The following is a 16,357-nucleotide window of genomic DNA, read 5'->3' as shown; positions in this document are numbered from 1 at the left end:
GGGGCCCGGCGCCCACCCGTTCAGTCCCGTGCCGTCCGGGAGGCGGACCGTCACCTCGTCCTGCGAGGTGATGGTGACCGTGGTGTGGCTGTGGAGCCAAGCGGCGTCCAGGGGTTCGCCGGACAGGACGACCAGCGTGACGTGTACGGTCCGGCCGCCGGGGTGGGCGCGGCGCAGCAGGTACGGGGAGGCCGAGCGCGGGCCGAGGGCGTTCGCGTCCGTCGCGTGGGCGATGCCGGTCTCCTCGTCCCAGCCGTGCAGCGCCACCACCGCCGAAGCCACCCGGGCGCCGCGGGCCACAGCCAGGCCCGGCCCGGTCTCGGCGCGCACCGTATCGCCAGCGACCGCGTATCCGCCCTCGCGGACCGTGACGCCCACGGGGGCGAAGACGCGGTGCACACGGACCTCGTACCGCCCGTGCACCAGCGAGGTCGTGGCGATCTTGTACGCCTCCGGGTCACCGGCCACCCGCGCCTCGTGCCAGGACGAGGCGCGGCCCGGGGCCACCTCCACCGCGTGGATGCGCCGCCGTGGCTCGCCCGCCGCCTCGGCCGGATCCGCGCCCGCCGGCAGCAGCGCGAGGTGCCCGTCCACACCGCGCCGCCAGGCGGCCTCGCCCGTCTCGGGCGCGGTCGCGGTGCTGTAGCCGAACTTGCTGTAGTGCGGGTCGGCGGAGGGCGGCGCACCTCGGAACTGGTGGTCCGTGCCGTGGTTGACCAGGCGTACGACACCGTCGGCGCGGGTGCCGTGCAGCAGCCAGCCGGGCTGCGGCAGGGCGAGCGAGAAGTCCCCCGTCTCCACCGGCAGTTGCTCCTCGGGCGCCGTCCACGCCGGGTGCTCCGGCGGAAGCAGCAGTCCCGCGAAGCCCTTGCTCGCCCAGTAAGGAGAGGCGGGGCCCGAGTAGTCCTGGGCCATCGGCAGGAAGGGACGGTGCCAGCCGAGCGTGAGCAGCCCCCGCTCGTCCGGCACCCCGTGCGCGGTGAAGTGCCGCAGCATCCCGGAGGCGGCCCGGCGGGTCATCCCGGGCGGCAAGGGGCTGCAGTCGGCCAACTCGCCCATCCACAGCGGCGCCGCGGCCGCCCACCGGTAGGTGAGGGAACGCCCTTGGTGCATCGGCGCCCCGTCACCGCCGATGAAGTGCGCGTACGTTCCGAGGAACCGGCGCAGCCGCTCCCGGTACGCGGCGACCCGGCCCGCGTCCGCGGACGCCCCCGCTATCCGTGCCCAGAGCAGCGGATACAGGTGCATCGCCCAGCCGTTGTAGTGGTCGAAGTGCCGGCCGTCGCCGTCGGTGTACCAGCCGTCGCCGCGGTACCAGTCCTCGATCCGGTCGAGGCCGCGGTCGATGTCGGCCTGGGAGTGGGGTGCGCCGACCGAGGCGAGGAACTGTTCGGCGACGACCTGGAAGAGCAGCCAGTTGTTGTCGTGCGGCTCGGCGCCGATGAAGCCGCCCAGCCAGTCGGCCACGTGCGCGCGCACCTTGTCGTCGAGCCTGTCCCACAGCCACGGCCGGGTCTCGTGCAGCCCGAGGGCGATCGAGGCGGCCTCGACCATCGGCTGCTTCCGGTCCGTGACGGGCAGCCACGCCTCGCCGGGGCCGCTCGCCGGATCCGTACCGGCGGCAAGTCCCGCCGCGTACCGGTCGATCAGACGCTGGTCGACCTCGCCGCGGGCGCCCGCGATACGGAAGGCCGCGAGCAGGAAGGTGCGGGCGTACCCCTCCAGACCGTCGGACTCCTGCCCCGACTGGCTGGCGCGGCCCGGCAGCCGGTACTGGCCGAAACCGGGGGACGCGAACGGCTGCACCGCGCCCAGGAGTTGGTCGGCCAGCGCCTCCCAGCCCGCTCGGGTGCCCAGGTCGTCCGGTGGCGTCTGCAACGTCATCTCGCTCCTCGACTCGCCTTCTGTGCTCTGTGGCCCGCGGCTTGTGCTCTGTGCCGTGTGGCTTGTGCCCTGTGGCCCAGGTCGGCGCGCAGGGCTGGCCCCCAGTCTGCGACTCCTGTTAGAAATCGGTTACTACACGGGAGGTAAGGGTGTCGGACAGACTCACGGTGGCGCTCGCCATGACCGCCGAGGAGGCGGCCACGGTGCTGCCGCAGGACCTCCGGGAGCGGATGGTCCGGCTCGCCGACGTGCTCGGCGACGGGGTGCCGCTGTCCGGTGACCTCACGGCCGGCGCGGCACGCGAAGTGCTCGCGGAGGCCGAGGTGTTGGTGAGCTGCTGGGGCTGCCCGCCGCTGACCGAGGAGGTGCTCGAGGGTGCGCCGCGGCTCCAAGCCGTGCTGCACGCCGCCGGATCGGTGAAGAGGGTCGCCACGCCGGCGGTCTGGCGCCGCGGTCTGCTCGTCTCCTCGGCCGCGGACGCCAACGCCGGACCGGTCGTCGACTACACCCTCGCCGTGATCCTCCTCGCCGGGAAGCAGGCGCTGCCGGCCGCCCGCGCGTACCGCACCGCGTTCCTCACGCACTCCGAACGCGAGGGCGTGGACGGCAGGACCATCGGCATCATCGGCGCCTCCCGGATCGGCCGCGGGGTGATCGAGGGCCTGGTCGCCGCCGGCCGCGGCCACCGGATCCTGCTGCACGACCCGTACGTCGACGAGGCGGCCGCGCGCGAGCTGGGCGCCGAACCCGCAGACCTGGACACCCTGTGCCGCGAGTCCAGCATCGTCAGCGTGCACGCGCCCGAACTGCCCGAGACCCGGCACCTGTTGGACGCCCGCCGCCTCGCCCTGATGGCCGACGGCTCCACGCTGATCAACACCGCCCGCGGCTCCCTCGTGGACACCGAAGCCCTGACGCGCGAGTGCGTGAGCGGCCGCCTGAGCGCCTACCTGGACGTGACGGACCCGGAGCCGCTGCCGTCCGGCCACCCTCTGTACGACCTGCCGAACGTCCTGCTCACCCCGCATATCGCCGGCGTCCAGGGCGCCGAGGTGCGGCGCCTGGGCGCGTACGTGGTGGCGGAACTCGAACGCTACGCCAAGGGCGAGCCGCTGCGGGGCCGGGTCACCGAGGAGGAGCTGGGGCGGCTGGCGTGACGGAGGCGGCCACCGGGCGGACAGGGCCGTTCCCGTATCGGACAGGGCCGTTCCCGTATTCCGTATCTCGTATGCGGTATCCCGGACATGCGGGTGATCCCAGGGGTGACGGTGCCGAATAGGGGAAGCATTCCTCGTCCGCGTACCGCCCTTCAGTCCCGAATAGCAGGGATTCCGGTATTCCGAGGTGCTTCTGGCCGGTAGGGGGCGCGTAATGTCGAACAACCGTGTAGCTTCCGGGAGATGAGGGGCTGGGGGGCTCCGATACTTGCGCGCGTGGGGGAATTGGGGGGTGGCCCGATGGGTGTGCGGCTCATGGTGGTCGACGATCACCGTTTGCTGGCCGAGGCGCTCGCCTCGGCCCTGAAACTGCGCGGACACCGGGTGCTCGCCGCCGCGGCACCGGCCGCGGGGGCGGCGGAGCTGGTGGTGCAGCGGGCGCCCGAGGTCTGTCTGATCGGTACGTCCACACCCGCCGAGCCGGGCATGTTCGACCCGATCGTGAAGATCAAGCGGGAGCGTCCGCAGGTCGCCGTCGTGGTCCTGGGTCCCGTGCCCTCACCTCGCGGCATCGCGGCCGCGTTCGCCGCCGGCGCCTCCGGATACGTACGGCACGACGAGCGGATCGAAGGGGTCGAGCGCGCCATCATGAAGGCCCGCTCCGGCGAGGCCGCGGTCGCGCCGTCGCTGCTCCAGGGCGCGTTCGCCGAGCTGCTCAACCCGGCCGCACAGCCCGACGACGAGGGCCAGCGGCTTCTGCAGATGCTCACCCCGCGCGAGGTCGAGGTCCTCGTCCGGGTCGCGGACGGCGAGGACACCCGCCTGATCGCGGCGGGCATGGGGATAGCGCCGAGCACGGCACGTACGCATGTGCAGCGGGTCCTGATGAAGCTGGGCGTCGGCTCACGCCTGGAAGCGGCTGCGCTCGCGGCCCGTACGGGGCTGCTCGACCGGGCGGGTCCGGTGGGCGGCGTGCCCGCGGCTGCGGAGCTGCCCTCGGTCAACAACTCCGGTCACGTGTAGGGCCTTTCGGCGCTACGCCTGCTCGGCGGCGTATCCGGTGAAGTCCCGCCAGGCGTCCGGACCCACGTGGAAGCCGGGGCGGCGGGTGTCCTTGGAGTCGCGGATGTGGATGGCGGTGGGGCAGGGGGCGATCTCGATGCAGTCGTCGCCCGAGCCGCCGCTGTACGTGGACTTCCGCCAGTCGAGGGCGACTTCTACGCAGCTGTCGCCGTCGCCACCGCTGTAGCTGCTTTTGAACCATGCCAGTTCGGTGATGCTCATAGCGCTCCTCGAATGCTCAGCAGCCGGTCCCGTGAGGCTTCGGGTGTCAGGGCCTGTGAGCGCATCTTGGCATAGCGCATCTGGAGCGTGCTGACGACTTTGGTGTCGCCGATGAACTGGCCGCTCTCCTGTCCTTCGCAGTACGCGAACCACTTGTTGTCCGGCGTCTCCAGGAGTCGGATGGGCCCGTCGCGCCCGGCGTGCCGCTCCTGGACGAGCGGCATGACCTGAAGTTCCACGTTGCGTAGCCTGCCCACCTCCAAGACGTGGTCGATGAGTTCACGCGTGACGCCCGCCCCGCCGGTACGCCGGAGAAACAGGTGCTCTTCGAGGATGAAGCTGTACTGGGTGTTCAGCCGCTCCCGCAGGATCTCCTGCCGCTCCATGCGAGCTGCGAGCTGGACCTCGACCTTGCTGTCATCGAGGGCCGGTAACTGCTCGGTGAACAGCGTTCCCGCGTAGGCAGGGCTCTGCAGCAGGCCCGGAATGATCCGGCACTCGTACGTACACAGCGCCACCGCATCCCGCTCCAGCGCGGCCCACTGCTTGAACCACGCCGCCAACCCCTTCTCCCGCGTGACGCTCCGGAACGCCTCGCGGATGGCTCCGGTGCCGCCGAGCGCGGTGTCCGCTGCGTCGGCGAAGGACTGTCCGGCGAGGCGGCGGCCGCGCTCGATGGACTCCACGGAGTGTTTGGACAAGTGCACCAAGGTGCCCAGTTCCTCGCGGCTCATCCCGGTGTGCTCGCGCAGGGCCTTTACGACCGCGCCGAACACCCGCATGCTGTCGGACGATTCGGGCTCGTTCTGCTCCGAGGTCATCGCACCTCCCCGGTGATCGGATGTCACTCAGGGTTACGGATCGTCACCGTACTGTCCATAGGGCAGGTCCGTACTGTCGTCGACAGTACGGACGTGGTCCCTGGTGGCGGACCCGCAGACCCCGGGACCGTAACCCCATGAGCACCCACCAACTCCCCGCCACCGCCCGCACCTTCACGCAGCGTTTCTCCGGCACGCGCCGGGGCGCCCGCCTGGCCAGGCTGCTCGCGGTCGAGCAACTGCGAACCTGGGACGTCCCGTTGAAGGGCGCCGAGCACGCCGAAGCCGTCCTCGCCGAGCTCGCCGCCAACGCCGTGCTGCACGGGCACGTGCCCGGACGGGACTTCGAGGTGCGGCTCGTGCTCGGCGCGGACACGCTGCGGATCGAGGTCGACGACACCCGCCCGGACCGGCACCCCGACGAACAGCCCCCGTCCCCGGACGGTGAGTCGGGGCGGGGGCTGCTGATCGTCGGTGCGCTGGCGGAGCGTTGGGGGGTCGTCGAGGGTCCGGCGCCGCGCAAGACGGTGTGGGCCGAACTGCCGCTGGGCGGCCGGACCGGGGGAGTGGACGGGGTGGCGGGCGCCGAGGTCAGCGCACCCGTCGCGCCCCCGCGGCCGGGACCGCCGTGAAGACCCGCGGTTCCGTCAGTCCGCGGGACGCGAACGCCTCCACCACGGACTTCGCCACCTGATCCGAGGACGCCTCCTCGACCAGGACGATCGCCGAGCCGCCGAAACCACCGCCCGTCATCCGGGCACCCAGCGCCCCGGCCGCCACCGCGGAGTCCACCACGAGATCCAACTCCGGGCAGGAGACGCGGAAGTCGTCGCGCAGCGAGGCGTGGCCCTCGACGAGGACGGGGCCGATGGCCCGTACATCGCCCGCGTCCAAGAGCGAGATGACCCGCTCCACGCGGTGGTTCTCCGTGACGATATGCCGGACCAGGCCGCGTATCCCGTCGGAGGAGAGCCGGTCGAGGGACTCCGGCAGCGAGGCGAACGGAACGTCCCGCAGCGCCGTAACCCCCAGCTCCGCGGCCCCCGCCTCGCACCCGGCCCGTCGCTTGCCGTACTCGCCCTCGCTGTGGGAGTGCTTGACCTGGGTGTCCACGACGAGGAGCCGCAGCCCGAGGGAGGCCAGGTCGAAGGGCACCTGGCGCTGGGAGAGGTCGCGGGTGTCGAGGAACAGGGCGTGCCCGGCCGTGCAGCACGCCGAAGCCGTCTGGTCCATGATCCCGGTCGGCGCGCCCACGTAGACGTTCTCCGCGCGCTGGCACAGGCGCGCCAACTGCTGGCGCTCCAGGCCGAGTTCGAAGAGATCGTTGAGCGCGAGCGCGACCACGACCTCAAGGGCCGCGGACGAGGAGAGCCCGGCGCCCGTCGGCACGGTCGACGCGAGATGGACGTCCACACCGCCCACGGCGTGCCCGGCGTCCCGCAGCGCCCACACCACGCTCGCCACGTAGTCCGCCCAGCCCGCGGACGCACCCGGCGCGGGCTCGGCCACCACGACCGGCTCGCCCGGCAGATCCGCCGAGTGGGCCCGTACCGCCGCGTCCGTGCGCCGCCCGAACGCCGCCACCGCGGTGTGCGGCAGCGCGAAGGGCATCACGAAACCGTCGTTGTAGTCGGTGTGCTCACCGATCAGGTTCACCCGGCCCGGCGCTTCCCAGACCCCCTCGGGCTCGTACCCGTACAGGGCGCTGAACTCCTCGGCGACACCCATCACTTCACCCCTCCCGGGACTGCGCGAAAGCCCACGCATCGGCGACGATCCCCGCGAGGTCCGCGCGGGACGGAGTCCAGCCGAGCCGCTCGCGGGCGGCGTCGGCGGAGGCGACGAGGACGGCGGGGTCGCCGCCGCGGCGCGGGGCCACGACCTCGGGAATCGGGTGCCCGGTGACCTGGCGGACGGTGTCGATGACCTCGCGTACCGAGAAGCCGTTGCCGTTGCCCAGGTTGCAGATCAGATGCTCGCCCTCGCGCGGTGCGCCGAGCGCGAGCAGGTGGGCCTCCGCGAGGTCCGCGACGTGGATGTAGTCGCGTACGCACGTCCCGTCCGGCGTCGGGTAGTCCTCGCCGAAGACCGAGATCGCCGCACGCTTGCCCTGCGCGACCTGGAGGACGAGGGGGATGAGGTGCGACTCGGGGTCGTGCCGCTCCCCGCAAGTGCCGTACGCACCGGCCACGTTGAAGTACCGCAGCGAGACCGCCGCGAGCCCGTGCGCCGCGCACTCGCCGGTGATCATGTGGTCGACGGCCAGCTTCGAGGCGCCGTACGGATTGGTCGGCGCGGTGGCCGCGGTCTCGACGATCGGGACCTCGGTGGGCTCGCCGTACGTCGCGGCCGTGGAGGAGAAGACCAGCTTGCGCACCCGCGCCGCGCGCATCGCGCCGATCAGCGCCATGGTGCCGCCGACGTTGTTGTCCCAGTACTTCTCGGGCTTGACCACGGACTCGCCGACCTGCGAGAAGGCGGCGAAGTGCAGGACGCCGTCGAAGGAGGAGTCCAGCCATTTGGCGGCGTCGCGGATGTCACCCTCGATGAACTCGGCGCCCGCCGGCACGCCCTCGCGGAAGCCGGTGGAGAGGTTGTCGAGCACGACGACCTGGTGCCCGGCCTCAAGAAGGTGCTGAGCCACCACACTGCCGACATATCCGGCGCCACCGGTGACTAGGTACTTGGCGTACTGGCCGCTCATGAACTCGCTACCTCTCGCAGTCGCTCGGCCGCGGTCTCCGGCGGCACGTCGTTGATGAACACGCTCATGCCGGACTCGGAACCCGCGAGGAACTTCAGCTTGCCGGAAGTGCGGCGGATGGTGAAAAGCTCGAGGTGGAGGGCGAAGTCGTCCCGTTCCACGCCGTAGGCGTCCAGGGCGGTGAACGGCGCCTGGTGCCATGCGGAGATGTACGGGGTCGGCGGCTCACCCGGTCCGAAGATCCGGTCGAACCTGCGAAGAAGTTCCAGATAGATCTGTGGGAACTCCGCGCGCGCCGCCTCGTCGAGCGCGAGCAGGTCCGGGACGCGCTGCTTCGGATAGAGGTGGATCTCGTACGGCCAGTGCGCGGCGTACGGCACGAACGCCACCCAGTGCTCGCCCTCCAGGACGACCCGGCGGCCGTCGGCGAGCTCGTCCGCGACCAGCTCGTCGAAGAGGTTGCCGCCGCGTGCGGCCTTGTGCGCACCGAGCGAGCGCAGCATCAGCTCCGTACGCGGAGTGATCTCCGGGTATCCGTAGATCTGCCCGTGCGGGTGGCCGAGGGTCACGCCGATCTCGGCGCCGCGGTTCTCGAAGCAGAAGACCTGCGCGACGGACGGCAGATGCGACAGCTCGGCGGTCCGGTCGGTCCAGGCGTCGAGCACGAGCCGGGCCTGCTCGGGGCCGAGGTCGGCGAAGGACGCGTCGTGGTCGGAGGTGAAGCAGACCACCTCGCAGCGGCCGGAGTCGCCGGCGAGGGAGGGGAAGCGGTTCTCGAAGACCACGACGTCGTACGAGGAGTCGGGGATCTCGCTGAGCTGCTCGCCCTTCGAGGGGCACAGCGGGCACTCGTTCGCCGGCGGGTGGTAGGTGCGGGCGTTGCGGTGCGAGGCGATGGCGACGAAGTCGCCGAGCAGGCGGTCCTCGCGGATCTCGGACGTGGTGGCGACCGGATCGAGCGGACGCCGGTCGACGGCCTCGCGGACGACGTCGTCGCGCAGGTCGTAGTGGATGAGCTCACGACCGTCGGCGAGACGCGTCGAGGTCTTCTTCACTTGGGCTGCTCCTAACGCACCCATCAAACAGAACCGAACACAACAAACCACAAGCCAACAGTTTGGTCAACGGTCCGGGACGGCACACAGCACGCACATCGCACGGTTGATCTTGGGGAATCCGAACTCCCGCGCCAGGTGGCTTCGATCACGAACGAACAAAGAACACCAAGACCCCCCTTCAATTTCTGAACATGGAGGCGTAGGTTCCGGTCCGATACGTTCGCGCAACGAAGCGAGACTCCCCCATGCAATACCTCGCCGAAGGGCTTCGGCTCCCCACCAACGGGCTGGACTACGCGATCCTGGCGATCTACTTCGCCGTCGTGCTCGGCATCGGGTTCGCCGCCCGGCGCAGTGTGAAGACCAGCCTCGACTTCTTCCTGTCCGGCCGCTCCCTGCCCGCCTGGGTCACGGGCCTCGCCTTCGTGGCGGCCAACCTGGGCGCCACCGAGATCCTCGGCATGGCGGCCACGGGTGCGCAGTACGGCGTGGCCGTCGTGCACTGGTACTGGATCGGTGCCATCCCGGCCATGGTCTTCCTCGGCCTGGTGATGATGCCGTTCTACTACGGCTCCAAGGTCCGAAGCGTGCCGGAGTTCCTGCTCCAGCGTTTCGACAAGAGCGCACATCTGCTCAGCTCGATCCTGTTCGCCTTCGCGTCGATCCTGATCGCCGGCGTCAACCTGTACGCCCTGTCGATCGTGGTCGAGGCCCTGCTCGGCTGGCCGCAGTGGGTGTCCATCGTGGTCGCGGGCTTCTTCGTCCTCGCGTACATCACGATCGGCGGTCTCTCCTCCGCGATCTACAACGAGGTCCTGCAGTTCTTCGTGATCCTCGCGGCGCTCATACCCCTGACCCTGCTCGGCCTCAAGCGGGTCGGCGGCTGGGACGGTCTGACCGACTCGCTCACCAAGTCGCACGGGGACAACTTCCTGTCCGCCTGGGGCGGTACGGGCATCGGCGACGCCAACCCGCTCGGCGCCAACTGGCTGACCATCGTGCTCGGCCTCGGCTTCGTGCTCTCGTTCGGCTACTGGACCACCAACTTCGCCGAGGTGCAGCGCGCCCTGTCGGCCAAGAACCTGTCCGCCGCCAAGCGCACCCCGCTGATCGCCGCGTTCCCGAAGATCTTCATCGTGTTCATCGTGATGATCCCGGGCCTGGTCGCCGCCGTGCTCGTGCCGAAGATCGGCACCGCGGGCTCGGACCTCACGTACAACGACGCGATCCCGCTCCTGATGCAGGAGTTGCTGCCCAACGGTGTGCTCGGTATCGCCGTGACCGGTCTGCTCGCCGCGTTCATGGCCGGCATGGCCGCGAACGTCTCGTCCTTCAACACCGTGTTCACCGCGGACATCTGGGCCAAGTACGTGGTCAAGGACCGTGAGGACGCGTACTACCTGAAGTTCGGCCGCCTCATCACCGCGATCGGTGTCATGGCCTCCATCGGCACGGCCTTCCTGGCCGCGTCCTTCTCGAACATCATGGGGTACCTGCAGACCCTGTTCTCGTTCTTCAACGTCCCGATGTTCGTGGTCTTCATCATCGGCATGTTCTGGAAGCGCGCGTCGATGAAGTCCGGTGTGTGGGGTCTGCTCGCGGGCACCTCCGCCGCGATGATCAACTACTTCGTGATCTACAAGCAGGGCGTCATCGACATCCCCTCCGACCAGGGCGCCAACTTCGTCTCCGCGATCGTCGGCTTCGTGGCCGGTGCGCTGGTCATGGTCCTGGTCACGCTGTTCACGGCGCCCAAGCCCGAGGCCGAGCTCGCGGGTCTCGTGTACGGGACGACCTCGCCCGGTATGCAGGAGGCCCCCGAGGAGGGCGACAGCGCCTGGTACCGCCGCCCGGCCCTGCTCGGCTGGGGTGCGATCGCCCTCGCCGCCGCCTGCTACATCCCGTACTCCTTCTAGATTCGATCGGAGGCATAGAGACATGTCCGACCTGCAGCGCGAAGTCTCCGAGCTGGAGAGCAAGTCCGCGACCGCCGCCCGGCTCTTCGACATCCGGCGCATCATCGGCGGCCTGTTCGTGGTGTACGGAGTGATCGTCACGATCGCCGGCATCAGCCCGTCCGACGCCGACCTGAAGAAGGCCGAAGGCGTCAACATCAACCTGTGGACCGGGCTCGCGATGCTGGCCCTCGGTCTGTTCTTCCTCGTCTGGCTGAAGCTGCGCCCCACGGCGCCGCCCACGCCCCGGGACGTACAGGAGTAGGCGTACGACCCATGGCACCGCACACGGGGCCGGGCCCCCCCCGGGGCCCCCGCCCCGGGGGCCGTTGGCGCCGCTCACCGGCGGCCCTGAAGCTGCGCGGGTCGCAGATCCGGACAAGGATCGGAACTGTCCGACAGGCGGGAGGGCCGACGACTGCTGGGAGCGTGATGCTTGATGAGCGGCAACCCCTCACAAAGAGCAAGGCTCCGGTACTGGTTCGACAACACCATGTCCCGCGGTACCCCGGCGCTGATCGGCTGGCTCTCGGCGATCTGCCTGGTGATCGTGATCCCGGTGAGCGCGCTGCTCGTGTGGGCGGACAAGAACACCCCCACGACCCTCGGCAACCAGCTCGTCTCCGTCTGGCAGAACACCGCGGAGACCTTCAATCTCGGCGGCGCGGTCGGCACGCCCGCGTTCGTCGCGTTCTCCGTGATCCTCGCCCTGGTGGCCCTGTTCTTCGCCAGCACCCTCGTCGGTCTGATCACCTCGGGCGTCAACCGCAAGATCATGGATCTGCGCAAGGGACGCTCGCTGGTCCTGGAGAAGGAGCACACCGTGCTCCTCGGCTGGTCGGACCAGGTCTTCCCGATCGTCTCCGAACTGGTGGAGGCCAACGCCAATCTGCGCCGGTCGGCGGTGGTGATCCTCGCCGACAAGGACAAGGTGGAGATGGAGGACGAGATCCATACGAAGGTGCCGGACACCGGCACCACCAAGGTGATCTGCCGCACCGGCAGCCCCATGGACCCCACCGACATCGGCCTGGTCAACCCGCACGACGCCCGCTCGATCATCGTCCTGACCCCGGCCGCCGAGAGCCCGGCCGGACCGCGGGCCTGCGCCTGTGAGGACGGCGGGGACGCCGAGGTCGTCAAGACCCTGCTCGCCGTGACCCAGAGCCCGCAGCGGCGCGAGCAGCCGTACCACATCGTCGCGGCCGTGAGCTGCGGTCACAATCTCGAGGCGACCCGGCTCGCCGGCGGCGCGGAGGCGTGCGTCGCGAGCATCGACGACATCTCCGCGCGGCTGATCGTGCAGACCAGCCGCCAGCCGGGCCTCTCCGTGATCTACCTGGACCTCCTGAACTACGCGGGCGACGAGTTCTACATGTCAGCCGAGCCCACGCTCGTCGGCCGGAGCTACGGCGAGGCGCTCCTGGCGTACGACACGTCCTCGCCCGTCGGGCTGCTGCGTGGCGCCGACGGGGCGATCGCGCTCAATCCGGCACCGGACACCGTCATCGCGGAGGGCGACCGGATCATCGCGGTGTCGCGCGACGACAACACCGTGGTCGTCTCGGACTTCCCGTACGAGATCGACGAGGCCGCGATCGTCTCGCCGCGGCCGCGCGAGGAGCAGCCCGAATCCGTCCTCGTGCTCGGCTGGAACCGGCGGGCGGTCACGATCATCACGCAGCTCGACACCTATGTGACGGCCGGTTCGCGGCTCCATGTCGTGGCGCGCGGGGACGAGGCGAAGATCGCGGTGGAGGCGGTGCGCGAGCAGCTGCGGAATCTGGACGCGTCCTGCGAGACCGGTGACATCACCCGGCCCGGCACGCTCAAGTCGCTCGACATCGGCGACTACGACCATGTGATCGTGCTCGGCTACGACGACATCGACAGCGCCCAGGCCGACAACCAGACGCTGGTCACGCTCCTTCACCTGCGCGATCTGGAGAACACCCTGGGCCGTGAGCTGCCGGTGGTCACCGAGATGACCGACGACCGCAACCGGGCCCTGGCCCCGATCAGCGAGAGCGACGACTTCATCGTCAGTGACAAGGTGATCAGCCTGCTGATGACCCAGGTGTCGGAGAACCGTCATCTGGCCCGGGTCTTCGACGACCTCTTCGCCGCCGAGGGCTGCGAGATCTACCTCAAGCCGGCCGGCGACTATGTCGCGCTCCAGCACGACGTCGACTTCTACACGGTGGTGGAATCGGCCCGCCGCCAGGGCCACTCCGCGATCGGCTACCGCCGCCAGTCCGAGGCCGCCCTTCCCCCGTCCTTCGGCATCCGCCTCAACCCGGACAAGAAGCAACGCCACTCCTTCGCGGCCGGGGACAGCGTGATCGTGGTGGCTCAGGCCTGAGGGCAGGGGGCGCCGGCCCGGGTGGGTTTCGTGTGCGGCTTCCTGCTGGTGCGTTGTGCGGGTGCGGTTTCGTGTGTGGCTTTCTGCCGGGTCGCTTGCGCGTGCGGCTTTCCGCCGGTGCGTTCTGCGCCTGCGGTTTCGTCGTGGGTCGGGGCCGGGGTGGGGTGCTTGCTCATTCGGGCAATGGCACCGTTCCCGTGAAGGGTTGCCGCCGACGTCGGGGGTGCCCGAATGACAATGCACCCCACCCCGTCCCCTTGCGCCGTCGCGCGGCTTACGGCCGGTGGGGTGTTCCGCTCGCACGGTTGCCCCGGTCCGCCGGTCCGCCGGTGCGCGGCTGACGGCCGGAGGGGTGTTCCGGTCCACCGCACGGGGTGGGTGAGTTCCGTTCCGCCGTCGCGCGACTGCGGCAATCCACCAGCCCGTCCGGCGCTCGAGGACATTCGAGGCGAAGCTCGGATGGGGCCGTTCCCTGTCGACTTCCGACAAAAATCGCACCATGCGCATCACGGTAATCAGCAGACCGGACACGGGAACCCGCAGCACGACCAGTTCTGCAATAACCCTTCCGCCACCCGCCCCCGCCCGTACTCTGATGCTCAGCACCGGTGGGGGCCGGTGCCGATCAGGGGGCGAGACAGTCGGGTACGGCGCCAGGAGCGGGGTAACAGTCACCACACGGCGGCGGCCGTGGGACCACGGTGATGTGCGCTCCGGACGCCGTACCTGCGCCGAACGCCCCTGAGGGGGTCCGGGGATCCGCGGCGACAGCCGCCTCGCCATCTCCCCGGAAGATGGAGCCTGGGGGTTTCACGTGGTTCGAATCCGGGTCCTGGTGGTCGACGACCATCGCATCTTCGCCGAATCGCTCGCCGCGGCCCTTGCCGCCGAGCCCGATGTGGACGTGGCCGCGGCCGGCAGCGGTCCCGCCGCGCTGCGCAGTCTGGAGCGGGCGGCGACCGAGGGGCGCAGGTTCGACGTACTGCTGGTCGACGCCGACCTCGGCAGCACCGTGCCCGGCGCACGCCTGCCCCTGCACGACAGCGCGGAGTCAGGACCGGACGGTTTCGTCGACGGCATCTCCCTTGTCACGGGCATCCGTTCGAGCCAGCCGTCCGTACGGACCGTGGTGCTCGCGGAGAAGGACGACCCGCGGCGCGCCGCGCTCGCCCTGCAGGCCGGAGCGTCGGGCTGGGTCGCCAAGGACTGTTCGCTGTCACGCCTGCTCACGGTGATACGAGGAGTCCTCAGGGACGAGACGCATCTGCCGCCAGCCCTGCTGACCGGCGTCCTGCGGGAGTTGACCGCCGCACGCAAGCACCGTACGGAAAGTGAGCGGCTCGTCGAATCCCTGACTCCGCGTGAGCGCGAGGTGCTGCGGTGCATGGTGGCCGGCCTGGGGCGCAAAGCTGTCGCCGAGCGCCTCTTCCTTTCACCGCACACCGTTCGGACCCATATGCAGAATGTGCTGGGCAAGCTCGGTGTGCACTCGACCCTGGCGGCTGTCGCGCTCGCGCGACGAGCCGGTGTCGGACCCGTGGACCTAGCCGGGGATGTTGTCGAACGGGGCGGTCAACTGGCGTAGCAGCGCCGCCAGTTCGCCGCGCTGGCCGCGGGACAGCTCCGCGAGGATGGCCCGCTCCTGGTCGAGGAGACCCGCGAGGGCCTGGTCGGCCCGGTCGCGTCCTTCGGGGGTCAGCCGGACCAGTACACCTCGGCGGTCACTGGGGTCGGGGAGCCGCTCGACCAGGCCTTTCTTGGCGAGCCGGTCGATACGGTTGGTCATCGTGCCGGACGTGACCAGCGTCTGCTGGAGCAGCTGGCCGGGGGAGAGCTGGTACGGAGCGCCCGCCCGCCGCAGCGAGGTGAGCACATCGAACTCCCACGGCTCGAGGTGGTGCTCGGAGAAAGCGAGGCGGCGCGCACGGTCGAGATGGCGCGCGAGCCTGCTCACCCGGCTCAGTACCTCGAGTGGTTCCACGTCGAGGTCAGGGCGCTCTCGGCGCCAAGCCGCGACCAGCCGATCGACCTCGTCCTCCATGGCGATCAGTGTAAGGGGTCCCTCGACATGAAGTCTCTTGACGTCAAGAGATAATTCGGGTTCGCTTGGGGCATCGTCGCCGCACAAGCGACCTCCGCTTCGTCCTTCCGCACCAGGCAGGGAGCTCGAACATGCATTCCGCACCAACCTGGGACCCCCAGCAATACCTGCGTCACTCAGGCCACAGGACGCGTCCCTTTCTCGACCTGCTCGCAAGGATCCCCGTACTGCCGGATCCCGACGGTCTGCCGATACGTATCGCCGATCTGGGCTGCGGCCCCGGGAACGTCACGGTGCTGCTGGCCGAACGCTGGCCCGCGGCCCGTATCACCGGCTTCGACAACTCACCGGAGATGCTGGAGCGGGCCGCGAAATACGCGGGCACGACCGGCGGTGGCGGCACGCTGGACTTCCAGCCCGCGGACGCCGCGCACTGGACGCCCGACGGCGCCTACGACCTGATCGTCTCCAACGCCGCGCTGCAGTGGGTGCCCAACCACCCCGAGTCGTTCCCGCTCTGGATCGGCCATCTGCGCCCGGGCGGCACCTTCGCCTTCCAGGTCCCCGGCAACTTCACCTCGCCCAGCCACGCCCTGCTCGGCGAACTGTGCGACGCGCCCCAGTGGCGCGAACGGCTCGGTGAGCACGGCCGGCGCTTCGTGCACGTCCTCGAACCGGCCGAGTACCTGACCCGGCTGACCGACCTCGGCTGCGCGGTGGACGTCTGGGAGACCACGTACTCCCAACTCCTCACCGGCGACGACCCGGTCCTCGACTGGGTCAAGGGCACGGCGCTGCGCCCGGTCCTGACGGCGCTCGCGGACGATCCGGAGGCCACCCGCGAATTCCTCGCCGAATACCGCGACTTGCTCCGCAAGGCCTACCCCCAGGGCCCGCACGGCACGGTCTTCCCCTTCCGCCGCATCTTCGCGGTGGCCCGCAAACCGAAGGGGTGAGCCGGTGGCAACCGACTGGAGTCACCGGAGCCGGAGCCGGTGACGATGACGTGAACGAGAAGGGGGGGGGGGGGTGGCCCCCCGGCCCTCTCTCGGCCGGCCCCACCCCCGGCCCTCCGATGCCCCATCAACCCC

The 16,357-nt window shown here is 70.1% G+C and carries 15 protein-coding genes; 8 read left to right on the top strand and 7 right to left on the bottom strand.

Going from position 1 to position 16,357, the window contains the following annotated elements; genetic code table 11:
* A partial coding sequence (locus JAO81_RS35925; protein ID WP_199552189.1) for a DUF2264 domain-containing protein occupies positions 1 to 1,884 on the bottom strand: 1,884 nt, incomplete at its 3' end.
* A 179-nt stretch (positions 1,885 to 2,063) separates the two neighbouring features.
* On the opposite strand from JAO81_RS35925, the gene JAO81_RS35920 reads away from it, so the two are divergent.
* Together JAO81_RS35920 and JAO81_RS35915 are read left to right on the top strand one after the other, a co-directional pair.
* A complete protein-coding gene (locus tag JAO81_RS35920) occupies positions 2,064 to 3,041 on the top strand; it encodes a hydroxyacid dehydrogenase (protein ID WP_199552191.1) in 978 nt (325 codons plus the stop codon).
* A gap of 300 nt (positions 3,042 to 3,341) precedes the next feature.
* On the top strand, positions 3,342 to 4,064 hold the full coding sequence (locus tag JAO81_RS35915; protein WP_199552188.1) for a response regulator transcription factor: 723 nt from the start codon (positions 3,342 to 3,344) through the stop codon (positions 4,062 to 4,064).
* A 12-nt stretch (positions 4,065 to 4,076) separates the two neighbouring features.
* Here JAO81_RS35915 and JAO81_RS35910 read toward each other — a convergent pair whose 3' ends face one another.
* Entirely contained in the window at positions 4,077 to 4,325 is a 249-nt protein-coding gene (locus JAO81_RS35910) for a DUF397 domain-containing protein (protein WP_199552187.1), read from the bottom strand.
* The gene (locus JAO81_RS35905) at positions 4,322 to 5,146 is read right to left on the bottom strand and encodes a helix-turn-helix transcriptional regulator (protein ID WP_199552186.1); all 825 of its coding nucleotides are present in this window, start codon (positions 5,144 to 5,146) and stop codon (positions 4,322 to 4,324) included. Before JAO81_RS35905 ends, JAO81_RS35910 begins: the two co-directional genes overlap by 4 nt.
* Positions 5,147 to 5,283: 137 nt before the next feature.
* Between JAO81_RS35905 and JAO81_RS35900 the strand changes: the two genes are divergently transcribed.
* Positions 5,284 to 5,778 carry an ATP-binding protein gene (locus JAO81_RS35900; protein WP_199552185.1) on the top strand — a complete coding sequence of 165 codons (495 nt, stop codon included), beginning with the start codon at positions 5,284 to 5,286 and terminating at the stop codon, positions 5,776 to 5,778.
* Here the strand turns inward: JAO81_RS35900 and galK are convergent.
* The 3 genes from galK to galT are packed head-to-tail and all read right to left on the bottom strand — an operon-like array spanning position 5,738 to position 8,905.
* Positions 5,738 to 6,874, bottom strand: coding sequence for a galactokinase (gene galK, locus JAO81_RS35895; RefSeq protein ID WP_199552184.1), 1,137 nt, complete (start codon positions 6,872 to 6,874; stop codon positions 5,738 to 5,740). The genes JAO81_RS35900 and galK overlap by 41 nt on opposite strands.
* 4 nt (positions 6,875 to 6,878) lie before the next feature.
* Positions 6,879 to 7,850, bottom strand: a complete 972-nt coding sequence (gene galE / locus JAO81_RS35890) for a UDP-glucose 4-epimerase GalE (RefSeq protein ID WP_199552183.1) — start codon at positions 7,848 to 7,850, stop codon at positions 6,879 to 6,881.
* Positions 7,847 to 8,905, bottom strand: a complete 1,059-nt coding sequence (gene galT / locus JAO81_RS35885) for a galactose-1-phosphate uridylyltransferase (RefSeq protein ID WP_199552182.1) — start codon at positions 8,903 to 8,905, stop codon at positions 7,847 to 7,849. The genes galE and galT overlap by 4 nt, the downstream gene beginning before the upstream one ends.
* Before the next feature lie 248 nt (positions 8,906 to 9,153).
* On the opposite strand from galT, the gene JAO81_RS35880 reads away from it, so the two are divergent.
* From JAO81_RS35880 to JAO81_RS35865, 4 genes are all read left to right on the top strand, one after another.
* Positions 9,154 to 10,824, top strand: a complete 1,671-nt coding sequence (locus JAO81_RS35880) for a sodium:solute symporter family protein (protein ID WP_199552181.1) — start codon at positions 9,154 to 9,156, stop codon at positions 10,822 to 10,824.
* Positions 10,825 to 10,846: 22 nt separating this feature from the next.
* Positions 10,847 to 11,128: a hypothetical protein gene (locus JAO81_RS35875; protein WP_199552180.1), complete on the top strand. Its 282-nt coding sequence runs from the start codon at positions 10,847 to 10,849 to the stop codon at positions 11,126 to 11,128.
* Positions 11,129 to 11,356: 228 nt separating this feature from the next.
* A complete protein-coding gene (locus JAO81_RS35870; RefSeq protein WP_233416401.1) occupies positions 11,357 to 13,225 on the top strand; it encodes an NAD-binding lipoprotein in 1,869 nt (622 codons plus the stop codon).
* An 814-nt stretch (positions 13,226 to 14,039) separates the two neighbouring features.
* Positions 14,040 to 14,810 carry a response regulator transcription factor gene (locus tag JAO81_RS35865; RefSeq protein ID WP_199552178.1) on the top strand — a complete coding sequence of 257 codons (771 nt, stop codon included), beginning with the start codon at positions 14,040 to 14,042 and terminating at the stop codon, positions 14,808 to 14,810.
* Here the strand turns inward: JAO81_RS35865 and JAO81_RS35860 are convergent.
* Positions 14,769 to 15,266, bottom strand: a complete 498-nt coding sequence (locus JAO81_RS35860) for a MarR family winged helix-turn-helix transcriptional regulator (protein WP_165333777.1) — start codon at positions 15,264 to 15,266, stop codon at positions 14,769 to 14,771. The two genes, JAO81_RS35865 and JAO81_RS35860, sit on opposite strands and share 42 nt — an antisense overlap.
* Before the next feature lie 131 nt (positions 15,267 to 15,397).
* Here JAO81_RS35860 and JAO81_RS35855 point away from each other — a divergent pair, with 131 nt between their 5' ends.
* On the top strand, positions 15,398 to 16,222 hold the full coding sequence (locus JAO81_RS35855; protein WP_199552177.1) for a trans-aconitate 2-methyltransferase: 825 nt from the start codon (positions 15,398 to 15,400) through the stop codon (positions 16,220 to 16,222).
* Positions 16,223 to 16,357 lie beyond the last annotated feature (135 nt).

The sequence above is a fragment of the Streptomyces sp. N35 genome, from assembly GCF_016464295.1.
Classification (GTDB): Bacteria; Actinomycetota; Actinomycetes; order Streptomycetales; family Streptomycetaceae; genus Streptomyces.
The sequence above is the reverse complement of the archived record's forward strand: the minus strand, read 5'-3'. Positions and strand labels throughout refer to the sequence as shown.

Coding starts and splice junctions, on each gene's coding strand:
- JAO81_RS35880 (WP_199552181.1), top strand. CDS start 9,154: ATGCAATACCTCGCCGAAGGGCTTCGGCTCCCCACCAACGGGCTGGAC.
- JAO81_RS35905 (WP_199552186.1), bottom strand. CDS start 5,146: ATGACCTCGGAGCAGAACGAGCCCGAATCGTCCGACAGCATGCGGGTG.
- galE (WP_199552183.1), bottom strand. CDS start 7,850: ATGAGCGGCCAGTACGCCAAGTACCTAGTCACCGGTGGCGCCGGATAT.
- galK (WP_199552184.1), bottom strand. CDS start 6,874: ATGGGTGTCGCCGAGGAGTTCAGCGCCCTGTACGGGTACGAGCCCGAG.
- JAO81_RS35900 (WP_199552185.1), top strand. CDS start 5,284: ATGAGCACCCACCAACTCCCCGCCACCGCCCGCACCTTCACGCAGCGT.
- JAO81_RS35915 (WP_199552188.1), top strand. CDS start 3,342: ATGGGTGTGCGGCTCATGGTGGTCGACGATCACCGTTTGCTGGCCGAG.
- JAO81_RS35870 (WP_233416401.1), top strand. CDS start 11,357: ATGTCCCGCGGTACCCCGGCGCTGATCGGCTGGCTCTCGGCGATCTGC.
- JAO81_RS35875 (WP_199552180.1), top strand. CDS start 10,847: ATGTCCGACCTGCAGCGCGAAGTCTCCGAGCTGGAGAGCAAGTCCGCG.
- JAO81_RS35855 (WP_199552177.1), top strand. CDS start 15,398: ATGCATTCCGCACCAACCTGGGACCCCCAGCAATACCTGCGTCACTCA.
- JAO81_RS35860 (WP_165333777.1), bottom strand. CDS start 15,266: ATGGAGGACGAGGTCGATCGGCTGGTCGCGGCTTGGCGCCGAGAGCGC.
- JAO81_RS35910 (WP_199552187.1), bottom strand. CDS start 4,325: ATGAGCATCACCGAACTGGCATGGTTCAAAAGCAGCTACAGCGGTGGC.
- JAO81_RS35920 (WP_199552191.1), top strand. CDS start 2,064: ATGACCGCCGAGGAGGCGGCCACGGTGCTGCCGCAGGACCTCCGGGAG.